The sequence below is a fragment of the Streptomyces pimonensis genome, assembly GCF_041380215.1.
In the GTDB taxonomy this organism is placed as follows: Bacteria; Actinomycetota; Actinomycetes; order Streptomycetales; family Streptomycetaceae; genus Streptomyces; species Streptomyces pimonensis.
In genome coordinates this window covers 1-14,020 of sequence record NZ_JAHWZY010000069.1, presented here as the reverse complement: position 1 = coordinate 14,020, position 14,020 = coordinate 1, and the positions used below count along the sequence as shown (strand labels likewise).

At 70.0% G+C, this 14,020-nt stretch carries 14 protein-coding genes and 1 pseudogene; 12 read left to right on the top strand and 3 right to left on the bottom strand.

Annotated elements, in window-relative coordinates:
- The 12 genes from KYY02_RS32850 to KYY02_RS32795 form a co-directional block, all read left to right on the top strand.
- A partial coding sequence (locus KYY02_RS32850; protein WP_371244571.1) for a 3-oxoacyl-[acyl-carrier-protein] synthase III C-terminal domain-containing protein occupies positions 1 to 156 on the top strand: 156 nt, incomplete at its 5' end.
- A gap of 5 nt (positions 157 to 161) precedes the next feature.
- Complete coding sequence (locus KYY02_RS32845; protein WP_371244567.1) at positions 162 to 1,196, top strand: acyltransferase domain-containing protein; 1,035 nt, start codon at positions 162 to 164, stop codon at positions 1,194 to 1,196.
- A 143-nt stretch (positions 1,197 to 1,339) separates the two neighbouring features.
- Complete coding sequence (locus KYY02_RS32840) at positions 1,340 to 2,590, top strand: cytochrome P450 family protein (RefSeq protein ID WP_371244565.1); 1,251 nt, start codon at positions 1,340 to 1,342, stop codon at positions 2,588 to 2,590.
- 34 nt (positions 2,591 to 2,624) lie between these two features.
- Positions 2,625 to 3,905, top strand: coding sequence for an activator-dependent family glycosyltransferase (locus KYY02_RS32835; protein ID WP_371244563.1), 1,281 nt, complete (start codon positions 2,625 to 2,627; stop codon positions 3,903 to 3,905).
- Positions 3,906 to 3,926: 21 nt separating this feature from the next.
- Positions 3,927 to 4,910, top strand: coding sequence for a dTDP-glucose 4,6-dehydratase (rfbB, locus tag KYY02_RS32830; protein ID WP_371244561.1), 984 nt, complete (start codon positions 3,927 to 3,929; stop codon positions 4,908 to 4,910).
- Between the two features lie 74 nt (positions 4,911 to 4,984).
- On the top strand, positions 4,985 to 5,974 hold the full coding sequence (locus tag KYY02_RS32825) for an ATP-binding cassette domain-containing protein (RefSeq protein WP_371244559.1): 990 nt from the start codon (positions 4,985 to 4,987) through the stop codon (positions 5,972 to 5,974).
- On the top strand, positions 5,971 to 6,801 hold the full coding sequence (locus KYY02_RS32820; protein WP_371244557.1) for an ABC transporter permease: 831 nt from the start codon (positions 5,971 to 5,973) through the stop codon (positions 6,799 to 6,801). Before KYY02_RS32825 ends, KYY02_RS32820 begins: the two co-directional genes overlap by 4 nt.
- A 160-nt stretch (positions 6,802 to 6,961) precedes the next feature.
- Positions 6,962 to 7,450 (top strand): glutathione peroxidase, encoded by a 489-nt coding sequence (locus KYY02_RS32815; protein ID WP_371244555.1) that lies wholly within the window; start codon positions 6,962 to 6,964, stop codon positions 7,448 to 7,450.
- 52 nt (positions 7,451 to 7,502) lie between these two features.
- Entirely contained in the window at positions 7,503 to 9,788 is a 2,286-nt protein-coding gene (locus KYY02_RS32810) for an ATP-binding cassette domain-containing protein (protein ID WP_371244553.1), read from the top strand.
- A gap of 156 nt (positions 9,789 to 9,944) precedes the next feature.
- Complete coding sequence (locus tag KYY02_RS32805; RefSeq protein ID WP_371244551.1) at positions 9,945 to 10,469, top strand: DinB family protein; 525 nt, start codon at positions 9,945 to 9,947, stop codon at positions 10,467 to 10,469.
- Positions 10,470 to 10,515: 46 nt separating this feature from the next.
- Positions 10,516 to 11,223, top strand: coding sequence for an IS6 family transposase (locus KYY02_RS32800; protein ID WP_371244548.1), 708 nt, complete (start codon positions 10,516 to 10,518; stop codon positions 11,221 to 11,223).
- 507 nt (positions 11,224 to 11,730) lie between these two features.
- Positions 11,731 to 12,539, top strand: a protein-coding gene (locus tag KYY02_RS32795; protein WP_371244545.1) for an IS5 family transposase whose coding sequence is annotated in 2 segments (ribosomal slippage) — positions 11,731 to 12,070 and positions 12,070 to 12,539 — 810 coding nt in all. Because the reading frame shifts where the segments join, the coding sequence is not laid out codon by codon here.
- A gap of 22 nt (positions 12,540 to 12,561) precedes the next feature.
- Here the strand turns inward: KYY02_RS32795 and KYY02_RS32790 are convergent.
- The 3 genes and pseudogenes from KYY02_RS32790 to KYY02_RS32780 form a co-directional block, all read right to left on the bottom strand.
- A complete protein-coding gene (locus KYY02_RS32790) occupies positions 12,562 to 12,774 on the bottom strand; it encodes a transposase (RefSeq protein ID WP_503167883.1) in 213 nt (70 codons plus the stop codon).
- 308 nt (positions 12,775 to 13,082) lie between these two features.
- A pseudogene (locus tag KYY02_RS32785) lies at positions 13,083 to 13,298 on the bottom strand (helicase associated domain-containing protein); the annotation flags it as partial.
- A gap of 229 nt (positions 13,299 to 13,527) precedes the next feature.
- A partial coding sequence (locus KYY02_RS32780; protein ID WP_371244543.1) for a helicase associated domain-containing protein occupies positions 13,528 to 14,020 on the bottom strand: 493 nt, incomplete at its 5' end.

Here is a 14,020-nt window from a genome sequence, read left to right as displayed (position 1 = left end):
GGCGCCGGAGACCCCTTCGCCGGACTCGACCACCTGGTCACCAGCGGGGCGCTCGGGCCCGGTGACACGTGCATGCTCTTCGGCGTCGGCGCCGGCTTCAGCTGGTCCTGCGCCGTGGTCGAGATCCTGAACGCACCTTCCTGGAGGGACCGGTGAACGGCATGCGTCCGAGTGCGGGGGTGGAAGACGTGAGCGCGGCCCGCCCGGTTGCCCTGCTGTTGCCCGGCCAGGGATCCCAGCACCTGCGCATGGCCGCGGGACTCATGACCGCCGAGCCCGTTTTCGCCGGGGCGATGGACGAGGCGCTGACCACCCTGACGGACCTCGGTGGCCCCGGCACCGGCCTGCGCGAGGACTGGCTGGGGACATCCGACCCCGCGGTGATGGACCACATCACCCGGTCCCAACCGCTGCTGTTCGCGGTGGACTACGCCCTCGGGCGGCTCGTGCTCAGCTGGGGCGTAAGGCCCGTCGCCCTGCTCGGCCACAGCATCGGCGAGGTGGCGGCCGCTGTCCTCTCCGGCGTCTTCACGCTGCGGGACGCCGCGGCCATGGTGCACGACCGCGTCGCGCGGCTGGCGGACGCACCGCCCGGCGGGATGGTCGCCGTCGCCGCCACCTGTGACGAGGTGGCGCCCTTCCTCACGGACGGCGTGGTGGTCGGTGCCGTCAACGCCGTACGCCAGACGGTCCTCGCGGGACTCGACGGCCCGCTGGGCAGCGTCACGGCGGCACTGGCCGGAGCCGGGTTCGTGCTCCAGCGCGTACCGGCCTCCACGGCGTTCCACAGTCCGGTCCTAGCCCCCGCCATGAGCGGCGCCGGAGAGCGGATCGCCGCCCTCCCCGTCGGCGAGCCCGGTATCCCGGTCATGTCCGGGTACACGGCCCGGTTCCTGACGGCCGCCGAGGCGAAGGACCCCGCCTTCTGGGCCCGTCAGCCGGTCGCGCCGGTGCTCTTCTGGCCCGCTCTGGACGCGCTCCTCGCCCAGGGCCACCTCGTGCTCGTCGAGGCCGGTCCGGGACAGGGGCTGTCCCAGCTGGCCCGCCGCCACCCGGCCGTGCGGTCCGGCGGCTCGGCCATCGTTTCCTTGCTGCCGGCCCGGCCGGGAACGGCAGAGGACGACGTGGCCGCCGTACGGGCCGCCGCCGAGCCCCTGCGGCAGCTCGCTCCGCCACCGGCCACGCGGGCCGTGTAGCACGCGTCGAGTGCGCTTGTAGGCACGCGGCCTAGCGTCGCCCCTGGCGTTCTGCCTCTTCCTCTCCGTCGCTCCGCGGACCTCTCGTCCGAACCGGCGGACCTCTCATCACCTGTCAGGACTCTTCTCCCGAGGACGGTGTCATGCTGACTGAGCAGACCAACAGCGAATTGGGCCGGCATCTGCTGACCATCCGAGGCGTCCAGTTCATCTTCGGTGCCCAGGGCGACCCCTTCGCCATGATCCTGCGCGCCGGTGACGACGACCCGCTCGGCCACGGGGCCCGCGCCCGTGAACTCGGCCTGCACGAGAGCAGCATCGGCGCCTGGGTCACGGCCGACCGCGAGCTCGGTGCCCGCATCCTCGGCGATGCGCGGTTCTCCCCGCGCCACGCCGAGGAGGGGCCGCAACACCACCCGGGCGTCGACGTCTGGGACAACCCGCTGCTGTGCCATGTCGTCCCCCTCGACGACGCCCACCTCAACCTCGACCCGTCCGCGTACCGGAAGCTGGCCGAGGCGGCGGCCCCGCTGCTGTCGGCCGAGGCGCTCGGCGCGCGGCTGCCGGAGATCGAGGCGGCCTGCCGCGAGACGCTGACCGCGACGGGCGAACGGTTCGACCTGTACCGGGACTTCGCCGTCCCCGCCGCCCTGCGTGCGGTGGCTGACGTGCTCGGCCTGCCCGCCGGGACTCGCGAGCGCCTCGCCGAACTGCACGCCGGCCTCGCCACCGCCCTTGACGCCGGGCACTGCCCGCAGCAGTTGGGGACCGCCCGAGCGCTGCTCACGGCCGTGACGGACCTGTCCGCCGAGCTGACCGGCTTGGTCGACGCCGGCCGTGCCACCGGCCTCGCCGCTCTCTCCGGCGCCTCGCCGCAGGACGCGGTCGCGATCGGGACGCTCGCCGTCGTGGTGGGGGTCGAGGTCACCGCCACCGCCGTGTGCAACGCGGTGGAGGTTCTCCTGAACCACCCCGGGCAGTGGGAGCGGATCGGGCAGAACCCGGAACTGGCCGGGGCCGCAGTCCGGGAGGCCCTGCGGCTGGCTCCGCCGCTGCGGTTCGAGAGCCGTATCGCGCGCGAGCGGATCAAGCTCGACGGCAAGACCGTGGAGGAGGGCCGGCGCGTCGTGGTGCTCGTCGACGCGGCCAACCGCGACCCGGAGTCCTTCGCCGACCCGGACGCCTTCGTCCCCGACCGAGCCGACGGCGACCGTTCGCTCACCTTCCTCGGCGGTCCCGCGGCGCCGGTCACCGAGGCGCTGGTCCGGGTCCAGTCGGAAGCGGCGGTCCGTGTTCTCGCCGAGCTCCGGCCCGGCCTGCGCACGGGCGCCGAGGTGCTGCACCGTATGCGCTCGGCGGTGCTGCGCGGTGTCCTGCGCTTCCCGGTCGCATGACCGGACCGACCATCACCAGGGGAGGAGCACCTCGGTGCGTGTACTGCTGACAGCCTTCGCACAGGACGCCCATCTCAACGGCATCGTCCCGCTCGCCTGGGCGCTGCGGACCGCCGGGCACGAGGTCCGGGTGGCCAGCCAGCCGGCCATGGTCGAGAGCATCACCCGGGCCGGTCTGACGGCCGTGCCGGTGGGCGAGAACCACCGGATGGACGCCGTCATCCCCACCGTCGGTCCGGGGATGCTCATGCACCACATGGACCGCGACTACCTGGAGAACCGTCCGGAGCGGCTGAGCCTCGACTACCTGCGGGCGTCGAACGCGATCCTGACGGCGACCTTCTACGCGCAGATCAACAACGACACGATGATCGACGAGCTCGTCGACTACGCCCGGTTCTGGCGGCCGGACTTGGTGCTCTGGGAACCCTTCACCTTCGCTGGGGCCGTCGCCGCGAAGGCGACAGGGGTCGCCCACGCCCGACTGCTGGCGTTCCCCGATCTCTTCGCCCACACCTATCTGACACTGCGTCGGCGTCAGGCGGAACTGCCCGCCGAACTTCGCGACGACCCGCTGGAGGAGTGGCTGGGGTACACCCTCGACCGGCACGGCGCGGCGTTCGGTCCCGACGCGATCACGGGACAGTGGTCGGTCGACCAGATGCCACCCGGCGTGCGGATGGAGCTGGGGCTGCCGACGGTACCCACGCGCTATGTGTCGTACAACGGGCCGGGCCCGGCCGTCGTACCGGACTGGCTGCGCCGGCCGCCGGAGCGCCGCCGGGTCTGCCTCACCCTCGGGCTCACCATCCGGGACACGGAGTTCCCCAACGCCGTCGACGTCGACGAAGTCTTCGCCTCGCTGGCCGACCTGGACGTCGAGGTGGTGGCGACGCTGAGCGAGAAGGAACTCGCCCACGTGTCGCGGGTGCCGGACAACACGCGGGTGGTCGACCATGTGGCGCTGCTGGCACTGTTGCCCACCTGCTCGGCGATCGTGCATCACGGTGGGGCGGGCACCTGGGCGACCGCCGCCGCGCACGGGGTGCCGCAGGTGGCGCTCGGCTGGATGTGGGACGCGATCTACCGGGCCCAGCGGGTGGAGGAACTGGGCGCGGGGCTGCACCTGCACTCCGAGGGCCTGACCGTCGACATCCTGCGCGACAAGCTCGTGCGGGTGCTCGACGACCCCTCGTTCACGGAGGGCGCGCGGCGGCTGCGCCTGGCCATGCTGTCGGCGCCGAGCCCCAATGAAGTGGTGCCCACCCTAGAGAAGCTGACGGCACGGCACCGGTCGGCGGCCGCGGCCCTCTGACGTGATGAGGACGGGAGAAGCGTGAACATCCTGGTGACCGGTGCGGCCGGTTTCATCGGCTCGCACTTCGTCAGAACACTGCTGAGCGGCGGATACCCCGGCCACGAGGAGGACCGGGTGACCGTCGTGGACAAGCTCACCTACGCGGGGACGCTGAACAACCTGCCACTGAGCCACCCGCGGCTGGACTTCGTGCAGGGCGACATCTGCGACACCACGCTGCTGGACAAGGTGTTCCCCGGTCACGAGGCCGTGGTGCACTTCGCCGCAGAGTCGCATGTGGACCGTTCGGTGGCGGGCGCCGAGGCCTTCGTCCGTACGAACGTGATCGGCACGCAGGCCCTGCTCGAAGCGGCCCTGCGGCACGGAACGGGCGTCTTCGTCCACATCTCCACGGACGAGACGTACGGCTCCATCGCCGAGGGGCGCTGGACGGAGGACGAGCCGCTGCTGCCCAACTCGCCCTACGCGGCGTCGAAGGCCGCGGCCGACCTGATCGCCCGGTCGTACTGGCGCACCCACGGTCTGGACGTGCGCATCACCCGGTGCGCCAACAACTACGGCCCCGGCCAGCACCCCGAGAAGCTGGTCCCGCTGTTCGTCACCCGGCTCCTCGACGGGCGGCCGGTCCCGCTGTACGGGGACGGCTCGAACCTGCGGGAGTGGCTGCACGCGGACGACCACTGCCGTGCGGTGCGTCTGGTGCTGGACGGGGGCCAGCCGGGGGAGGTCTACAACATCGGCGGCGGCACCCACCTGACCAACAAGGAGATGACCGGCCGCCTCCTGGCGCTGTGCGGCCGCGGCTGGGACCTCGTGCGTCGGGTCGAGGACCGCAAGGGGCACGACTTCCGGTACGCCGTGGACGACACGAAGATCCGTCGTGAACTGGGCTACGAGCCGCGCTGGTCACTGGCGGACGGGCTGCGCGAGACGGTCGAGTGGTACGCCGCCCACCGTGACCACTGGGACACCCGGGAAGGCGGCGCCGACGAGGGGTACTAAAACTTGAATATCCGGCCAGCCCTCACTATGCTCGCCGGGTACCCAAATTTGAGCACCCGAAAGAAGGGGCGGGCATGGGCGGCGCCGACCTGGCGATCCAGACCGAAGCTCTGAAGAAGAAATACGGCGACAAGGAGGCCCTCGCGGGACTCGACCTGGAGGTACCCCGAGGCGTCGTCTACGGGCTTCTCGGCCCGAACGGCGCCGGAAAGACCACCGCGGTCCGCATTCTCTCCACCCTGCTGAAGTACGACGAAGGAACAGCCCGGGTCGCCGGCTACGACGTCGCCACCCAGTCGGCCCAGGTCCGCTACAGCATCGGACTCCTCGGCCAGCACGCCGCGGTGGACGAAGATCTGAGCGGTCGTCAGAACCTCGTGATGTTCGGGCGCTTATACCACATCGGCAAGCGCAACGCCCAGAGCCGGGCCGACGAACTGCTGGAGCGCTTCGGTCTGGCCGAGGCTGCCGGAAAGCCGGCCAAGCAGTACTCCGGCGGTATGCGGCGGCGGCTCGACCTCGCCGCCAGCCTCATCCTGGCCCCGTCCGTGCTGTTCCTCGACGAGCCCACTACCGGGCTCGACCCGCGGGGCCGCAACGACGTCTGGGAGTCCGTCCGCGGCCTGGTTGCCGAGGGCCGCACCGTCCTGCTGACCACCCAGTACCTCGAGGAGGCCGACCAACTGGCCGACCGGATCGCCCTGATCGACGACGGCAGGGTCGTCGAGTCCGGCACTCCCGACCAGCTCAAGAACAAGATCGGTGGCGACCGGATCGACGTCGTGCTCCGCCGGTCCCACGACATCGAGCGCGCCGCCGGCCTGATCGGCGCTCTGCTGCGCTCCGAGCCCGAGACGGACGCCGACAGCCGGCGTGTCAGCGTCGTCGTCGCCAACCGGGTCGCCGCCCTCACCGCCGTGACCCGCGAGCTCGACGAGGCCGGCATCGAGGCCGAGGACATCGCCCTGCGCAGGCCCACACTCGACGAGGTGTTCCTGAACCTGACCGGCAACGGGGCGGTCATGTCCGCCGAGCAGAGCGTTAAGGAGGTCGCTCAGTCATGACCGCGATCATCGCGCCCGAACTGCCCAGGAACCCGCTGGCCAAACTGGGCTGGGTCCTCGCGGACTCCTGGACGCTCACGCTCCGCGGACTGTCCCACTGGGCCCGCAACCCCACCCAGATCCTGGCGGGCCTCGCCTTCCCGATCCTGATGGTGCTGCTGTTCGGCGGCATTTTCGGCAGCGGCATGCAGGTCGAGGGCGGCGGGGACTACATGGAGTTCCTGATGCCCGGCATGTTCGTCATGTCGATGGCCTTCGGTATCGGCGAGACCATGGCCGGCGTCACCGCTGACGCCTCCAAGGGCGTCACCGACCGGTTCCGCTCCATGCCCATGTCCGCCGCGTCGGTGGTCATCGGGCAGAGCATCGTCAACATGCTCTACAGCACCGTGGTCCTGATGATCCTCATGGGCTGTGGGGTCATCGCCGGATGGAGCTGGGACGACGGGTTCGTGCAGGCACTCGGCGCCTTCGCACTCCTGCTCCTCCTGCGTTTCGCCCTGCTCTGGGTCGGCATCTACCTCGGCCTGATCATCAAAACCCCGGAGGCGGCCTCCGCCGTCTACACCCTGCTCTTCCCGCTCGGCATCGTCGCCAACACCTTCGCCTCCCCGGAGATGATGCCGGGCTGGCTGGCGGCCATCGCCGAGTGGAACCCGCTGTCGTCGACCGCCCACGCCACCCGTGAGCTGTTCGGCAACCCGGGTGTGGGCGGCACCTCGTGGATCGCCGAACACGCGATGCTCATGTCGTTCGTCTGGCCGCTCGCGATCTTCGCGGTCTTCTTCCCGCTGTCCGTCCGCAAGTACCGGTCGCTGAGCCGGTAAGGACGCCTGAGCCGGGGGTGTGAGCCGGCCAATCCCCCGGGCCGGCTCACACCCCCTCGGCTTCCACGCCGTCCCGGTGGGCACGCCGTCCAGCGGTACGCGAGATCCCTCCGACGGGACGTCGACCGCGACTGGAGTTGGTGAACCTAGCGTGCACGGCATGACTGTCTTCGACATCGCCATCGCGGAACTGAACGGAAAGCCCGACCTGCTGGCACGGCACCGCGGGCGGACCCTGCTCATCGTCAACGTGGCGTCCCAGTGCGCCCTGGCCGGCCAGTACGCCGGACTCGACACGCTCGCGCGCCGCCACCACGAGGACGGGTTCAGCGTCATCGGAGTGCCCTGCAACCAGTTCGGCGAGCAGGAGCCGGGCACCTCCGAGGAGATCGCCGGCTTCTGCTCCCTGCAGCAGATCTCGTTTCCGCTCACCGAGAAGACCGCCGTCAACGGAGCAGACCGCCACCCCCTCTACACCGCGCTGACCCCCTGCGCCGACGCGGAGGGCCACACCGGGGACGTGCGCTGGAACTTCGAGAAGTTCCTCGTCTCGCCCACCGGCGAACCCGTGGGCCGGTTCGGCCCCACGGTCGACCCGCAGGACCCCGAACTCCTGCGCGCCGTCCGCGCGCAGACGCAGATGCAGTGAGCCCGACGGGCACACCGGCCCGTCGACCCACACGATGCAGAGAGGATGTTTTGTGAACCAGACGCCGGTTACCGCAACCGACGAGGGCATCCAGGTCGTAGGTGCCCGAGAGAACAACCTGAAGGACGTCTCCCTCGTCATCCCCAAGAACCGGATCACGGTCTTCGTCGGCGTCTCCGGCTCCGGAAAGTCCTCCCTAGTCTTCGACACCGTCGCCGTGGAGGCCCAGCGGCAGCTCAACGCCACCTTCCCCTGGAACATCCGGCACGACCTACCCAAGTTCGAACGCCCGCACGTGGACGCGGTCATCAGGCTGACCACCCCCGTGGTCGTCGACCAGCGGCCCCTCGGCGGCAACGCCCGTTCCACCGTCGGCACCGTCACGGACATCTACACTGTGATGCGCGTGCTGTTCGCCAACCACGGCAACGACGGCCTCGGCCAGACCTGGCTCTACTCCTTCAACGACCCCAAGGGCATGTGCCCGGAGTGCGAGGGCCTCGGCCGCGCCCGGCGCCCCAACCCGGAACTCATGATCGACCTCGGCAAGTCGATCGCCGAGGGCGCCATCCTCCTCCCCGGTTACACCGTCGGCAGCGCAAACTGGCAGTTCTACGCCAACTACGAGCGCCTCGACGTCGACAAGAGGCTCGTCGACTACACGGACGAGGAGATGCACACCCTGCTGCACGGCAGCAGCGGCACGGTTGAGGTGACCTATCCCAACGGCAACGTGCTGGCCCTGCGCTACGAGGGCCTGGTGGACAGTTTCGTCCGCCGCCACCTCAAGCGGGACACGGCTGGCATGAGCAAGGCCGCCCGCGACAAGGCGGCCGAGTTCTTCACCGAAGGCGTCTGCCCCACGTGTGAGGGCGCCCGGCTCAACCAGAAGGCGCTCGCCACCCGCATCGACGGCCACAACATCTCCGACTGGTCCCAGATGCAGGTCAGCGACCTCATCGGGGTGGTCGCCGCGCTCCGGGAGCGGCTCGACACGCCGCTCGTCACCACCATCATCGAGACCCTGGAGCAGATCCAGGCCATCGGCCTCGGCTACCTCACCCTCGACCGGGCCACCTCCACGCTCTCGGGGGGCGAGGGCCAGCGGCTCAAGCTCGTCAACCACCTCGGCAGCGAACTGACCGGCCTGACCTACATTTTCGACGAGCCGAGCGTCGGCCTCCACCCCCGGGACGTCAGCCGGCTCAACGACCTGCTGCGCGCACTGCGCGACAAGGGCAACACGGTCCTCGTCGTGGAGCACGATCCCGACGTCATGGCGGTCGCCGACCACGTCGTGGAGATCGGACCGCGGGCCGGCGTGCACGGCGGCACCATCGTCTTCGAGGGTGCCTACGGGGAACTCCGTGCCACCGACACGCTGACTGGGCAGGGACTGCGACGCACTGGCGGGATCAAGGAGACCCCCCGTCCGTGGGACCGGACCCTGCCGATCCGGAACGCGGCGGTGAACAACCTGAAGGACGTCTCCACCGAGATCCCGACCGGCGTCCTCACCGCCGTCACCGGCGTGGCGGGCGCGGGCAAGAGCTCCCTGATCGCCCAGGCCTTCCGCGACCAGTACCCGGGGGCCGTGTTCGTCGACCAGTCGCCCATCCCGCGTTCCTCGCGGTCCACCCCGGCGAGCTACCTCAAGCTGATGGACCCGATCCGCAAGCTCTTCGCCAAGGCCAGTGGCGAGGACGCCAGCCTCTTCAGCTTCAACTCCAAGGGCGCGTGCGAGGAGTGCGAGGGCCGCGGCCTGCTCATCACCGAGGTCGCCTACATGGACCCGGTCACCACGCACTGCGAGGTCTGCGAGGGCCGCCGCTTCAAGGAGTCGGTGCTCCAGCACCGGGTGCGCGGCAAGAACATCGCGGACGTCCTGGAGATGTCCGCCGAGGAGGCGGGGGAGTTCTTCCTCTCGGGGCCGCTGCGCGCCAAGGCCAACGCCCTGATCGAGACCGGCATCGGTTACCTCGGACTCGGCCAGTCGCTGGCCACCCTGTCCGGCGGTGAACGGCAGCGGCTGAAACTGGCGGACCGGCTCTCCGGCTCGGGCACGGTCTACATCCTCGACGAACCGACCACCGGCCTCCACCTGTCCGACATCGACAACCTCGTCGGACTGCTGAACCGGATCGTCGACCGGGGCAACACCGTCATCGTGATCGAGCACGACCTGGCCGTGATCTCCCAGGCCGATTGGGTCATCGACCTCGGGCCGGAGGGCGGCAACACCGGAGGCGAGATAGTTTTTACGGGCACCCCGGCCGAACTCGCACGGGCGGCGCACTCGCACACCGGTCAGCACCTCAGTCTGTACCTGGACCGGTAGCGGCGGGCCGGCCCGCCCGGGCCGCCGCCACGAACACGTTGCGCAGACGTCACGGACCCTTGCGGACAGAACCTGACCGCAAGGGTTCGTAGCGTGATCGGTGTCAGGCAACAGGGCCCCCGTCGTGAGGGGCCGAACGGGCGAAAGGCGGCGGTCATGGTCACTCACGTTCCCGCGGAGGCGCACGGCGACGAGCGCGGAGCGCTGCTCTCCTTCCTCGCCGAGCAGCGCGGCGGCATCCGCCGGGCCCTGCTCGGGCTGACGGACGAGCAGGCCGTGAGCACTCCCAGCGCCAGTGAGCTGTCGCTCGCCGGGCTGCTCAAGCACGTCGCCGAGGTGGAGCAGGGCTGGGTCGCGCGCGCCGAGGGCGAGTCGGCGGCCGTCCACCGGGACGAGTCGAACTGGCACGAGTGCTTCCGGGTGGTCGGCGACGAGACGGTGGACTCGTGCCTCGCGTATTACGAGAAGGCGGCCGCCGAGACGGAGGCGTTCATCCGCGCGGTGCCCAGCATCGAGGAGACTTTCCTGCTGCCGAAGACGTCCTGGAATCCGAAGGACGAACGGCTCTCCAAGCGCTGGCTGTGCCTGCACCTGATCCGCGAGACGGCCCGGCACGCGGACCACGCCGACATCGTCCGCGAGTCGCTGGACGGTGCGACCGGGTACTGTCACGTTGACTGACCGGGTGGGATGATCTTCTGGCTGGTCATGCTGGGAGGGGCCGTTCGTGGACAGTGTGCCGCCGTCGTACAAGGGGCACCGGTACCCGGCCGGGATCATCGCGTACTGCGTGTGGCTGTGCCACCGCTTTCGGCTGTTGTTCCGCGAGGTCGAGGAGCTCATGCTTGAGCGCGGTGTGATCGTCTCGTATGAGACGGTCCGCCGCTGGTGCGCCAAGTTCGGGCAGACCTACGTCGGCGCGCTGCGCCGTCGGCAGCCCCGGCCCGGCGACACATGGCATCTCGACGAAGTCTTCATCAAGACCAACGATGAGCAGAAGTATCTGTGGCGGGCTGCGGACCGGGACGGCAACGTCCTCGACATCCTCGTGCACAACCGCCGGGACAAGGCCGCGGCCCAGCGCTTCTTTCGCAGGTTGCTGAAGAAGACCCGCACGGTGCCACGAGTGATCGTCACGGACAAGTTTCGCTCCTACGGCGCGGCCCACCGCGAGATCATGCCCTCCGTCGAGCACCGCTCCCACAAGGGCCTGAACAACCGGGCCGAGAACAGCCATCAGTCCACGCGGCAGCGCGAACGGGCTATGAGAGGCTTTCGTAGCGTCGGCGCCGCCCAGCGGTTCCTGGCCGCGTTCAGCGGCATCTCACCCCACTTCCGACCCTGCCGCCACCTGATGACCGCCCTCGGCTACCGAGCCGAGATGACCATCCGCTTCGCCATCTGGAACCAGATCACCTGCGCCGCCGGGGCCTGAACACCGGCCCGAAACCTGGCCCCCACCACGCCCCGACGCGCTGTCAGAGACCCACGCACCCAATAATGTGACAGCGCCTGTGGGGAAGCCCGACGACTATCTCCCCGCCGTACGACCATGTCGCGCGGCCGTCCGGTGTTCAGGTGATTTCGTAGACGCCGAGGGCGCAGCGCACCCCCTTGATCCGCAAGCCGGGGCGGAACTGGCGGCCGGTGCGCAGGCGTCCAGGACGACGCGGCGGAAGCACCGGCGCTGGGCGGGGGTGAGGTGCTGGAGGTCAGCGGTGAAGCGGGGAAGGGTCTCGAAGGTGGGCACGGTGGGTTCTTCCAGGCAGCACGACGAAGCCCTCGGCGGTTGCCGAGGGCTGCTGTAGGCGGCGCTTCCTTGGCGGTGCGCGTTCCTTGGCGCTCGGCGGCTGCCGGAGAGCGGTGACATTTACTGATCATTTCAGAATGAGTTTGGCCCGAGGGCTTGGCAGTTGGGCTGGTGGGCGGCAGAGTTCTGCAAGTGCCGGATGATCTTGTGCCTGATGACCTGTGGGATCGTGTCGTCCCATTGCTCCCGCCTCGTCCGCTGCGGCGTCGGCGGTATCCGGGCCGGCTGCCAGCGGATGACCGTGCGGCTCTGCGCGGGATCATTTACGTCCTGCGCACGGGCGGGACCTGGGCGGACGTGCCGACCGAGATGATCGGCTGCAGTGGGGTTACGTGCTGGCGGCGCCTGCGGGACTGGACCGAGGCCGGAGTTTGGCCCCGCCTGCACGCCATTCTCCTCGCGGAACTCCGCGGAGCCGGCCTGCTGGCCATGGACGACGCCGCGATCGACGGCTCGCACGTCCGGGCTCTGAAAGGGGGGCTCACACCGGACCTTCGCCGGTCGACCGCGGCCGCCCCGGCAGCAAGCACCACCTGATCACCGACCGCCACGGAACACCCCTCGCCGTCTCGCTGACCAGCGGAAATCGGCACGACGTCACCCAGCTCATACCCCTGCTGGACACCATCCCCCGCATCCGCGGCCTGGTCGGCCGGCCCCGCCACCGGCCACGGCGACTGTTCGCCGACCGCGGCTACGACTACGACAAGTACCGACGCCTGCTCAGAGCCCGCGGTATCACGCCGAAGATCGCCCGCAAGGGCACCGCCCACGGATCCGGCCTGGGCAGGACCAGATGGGTCGTCGAGCGAACCTTCGCCTGGCTCCATCAGTTCAAACGCCTTCGGATCCGCTACGAGATACGGGCCGACCTCCACCTCGGACTGCTCCAACTCGCCTGCAGCATCATCTGCTTGCGACGACTCCGAACCTCATTCTGAAATGATCAGTTAGAGCGGCTCATCAGGAGTCGGTGTAGGCGGCCAGGATCCGCTGCCAGCCGCGATCCTGCTCGGGCAGGACCGTGCGGCAGACCCGCTCCAGGGTGCCGTCCTCGCACCAGCGAAGAAAACGGTGCCGGCAGGCCCGGAAGGGCCCCAGTGCCGAGGGAAGACGCGGCCAGGCCTGCCCGGTGCAGGTGACGTGGACGATGGCTTCCAAAGCTGCCGCTCGCAGCGGGGGCGGCCACCGGTGTGCGGCTGGGCGGGCAGCACAGCGGACAGTGTCCGCCAGGCGGCGTCACTGATCCGTGGCTGCCACACCGGTACTCCACCGGCCAGCGACACCAGCTCATCGACCAGCTGTTGCTGTCCCGGCTGCAACAGCGGCCGCCGGGCACCTTGCTCATGCAGCCAGGCGGCGGCATGCTCGGCGTCCGGTGCGCCCGGCCACCACTTAAGCCCTTCACCAAGCCCGGTCAGGTGGAAGCGGCTGGTCCACCACATTCGCTGCCAGCCGATGGGCCAGGGCGGGTTCCACCAGGCGTCGACGGCGCTCAGGTGCCGTCCCAGGCGGGTGGGCCGACCGGCGCTGCGCTGACGGTGGCGTACGCTGGTGAGCCAGGTCCCCAGGGCGAAATCATCGACCACAGTGGGCCCGGAGACGGCAAGGTGGCCGTGCCGGGCGGCGTAGGCACGCGCGGTGGCCAGGCCGTCGACGGCCGGGCGGCGCCGCCCGGGCCAGGCATGAAAACGCCCCACCTCGCCCCAGGACAGGCCAAGTTCGGCGAGTAGACGCTGCTGGTCCTCGTGCAGCTGCCCATAGGGGGTGATCTGGTGGCGCAGCCACCGCTCGAGCCAGCGCGGCAGACCGGCCAGGCTGTCACCGCCGTGTACCACCCCGTGCCCGAGCACATGGGCGCGGGCTCGGTACCAGGCACGCTGCCAGGAGCCGCCGCCAGCGCGGGCTGCGCCGGAGCCGGGTCGGCGGTCAGCGCGGTCCCGCCCATTCCACACCCAGCTCCCGCAGCGCGGCGAGTTGGTCGGTGTCCAACCGTTCCCTTCTCGATTTGGTGTTCGATATCCATACGCCCAGCTTCACGACCACCGGATCCGCCTCACCACCGACCGCAATCTGCTCGCTGTGGCCGCGGGGGACGGGCCGCTGGCCTTCCCGCGCGATCCACTGGGCGAGGGCTGCCAGGCCGCGTTGAAAAGCCTGCTGCGCCTTGCTCGGGCCCTTTGCTGCACGGGTGGCCGCTGGGGCGGGAGATGGGGCCTCGTCGGGCTGCACGCCCAGCTTGGTCAGCCGTTCTTGCTGCTCGAGTGACAGCTGCTTCCAGGTGGCCGGCTTGCGCTGCTGCTGGAGCCATCGTCCGATGTCGTCGCCGTCCATGAGTACGCCGGGGGCGATGTCGGGCAGGACGCCGTCGGCCTCGTCGGCGGCGAGGTCGGTGAGGTGGCGGTAGTGGCGTTGCCAGTTG

Coding starts and splice junctions, on each gene's coding strand:
- KYY02_RS32845 (WP_371244567.1), top strand. CDS start 162: ATGCGTCCGAGTGCGGGGGTGGAAGACGTGAGCGCGGCCCGCCCGGTT.
- KYY02_RS32840 (WP_371244565.1), top strand. CDS start 1,340: ATGCTGACTGAGCAGACCAACAGCGAATTGGGCCGGCATCTGCTGACC.
- KYY02_RS32825 (WP_371244559.1), top strand. CDS start 4,985: ATGGGCGGCGCCGACCTGGCGATCCAGACCGAAGCTCTGAAGAAGAAA.
- KYY02_RS32820 (WP_371244557.1), top strand. CDS start 5,971: ATGACCGCGATCATCGCGCCCGAACTGCCCAGGAACCCGCTGGCCAAA.
- KYY02_RS32815 (WP_371244555.1), top strand. CDS start 6,962: ATGACTGTCTTCGACATCGCCATCGCGGAACTGAACGGAAAGCCCGAC.
- KYY02_RS32805 (WP_371244551.1), top strand. CDS start 9,945: ATGGTCACTCACGTTCCCGCGGAGGCGCACGGCGACGAGCGCGGAGCG.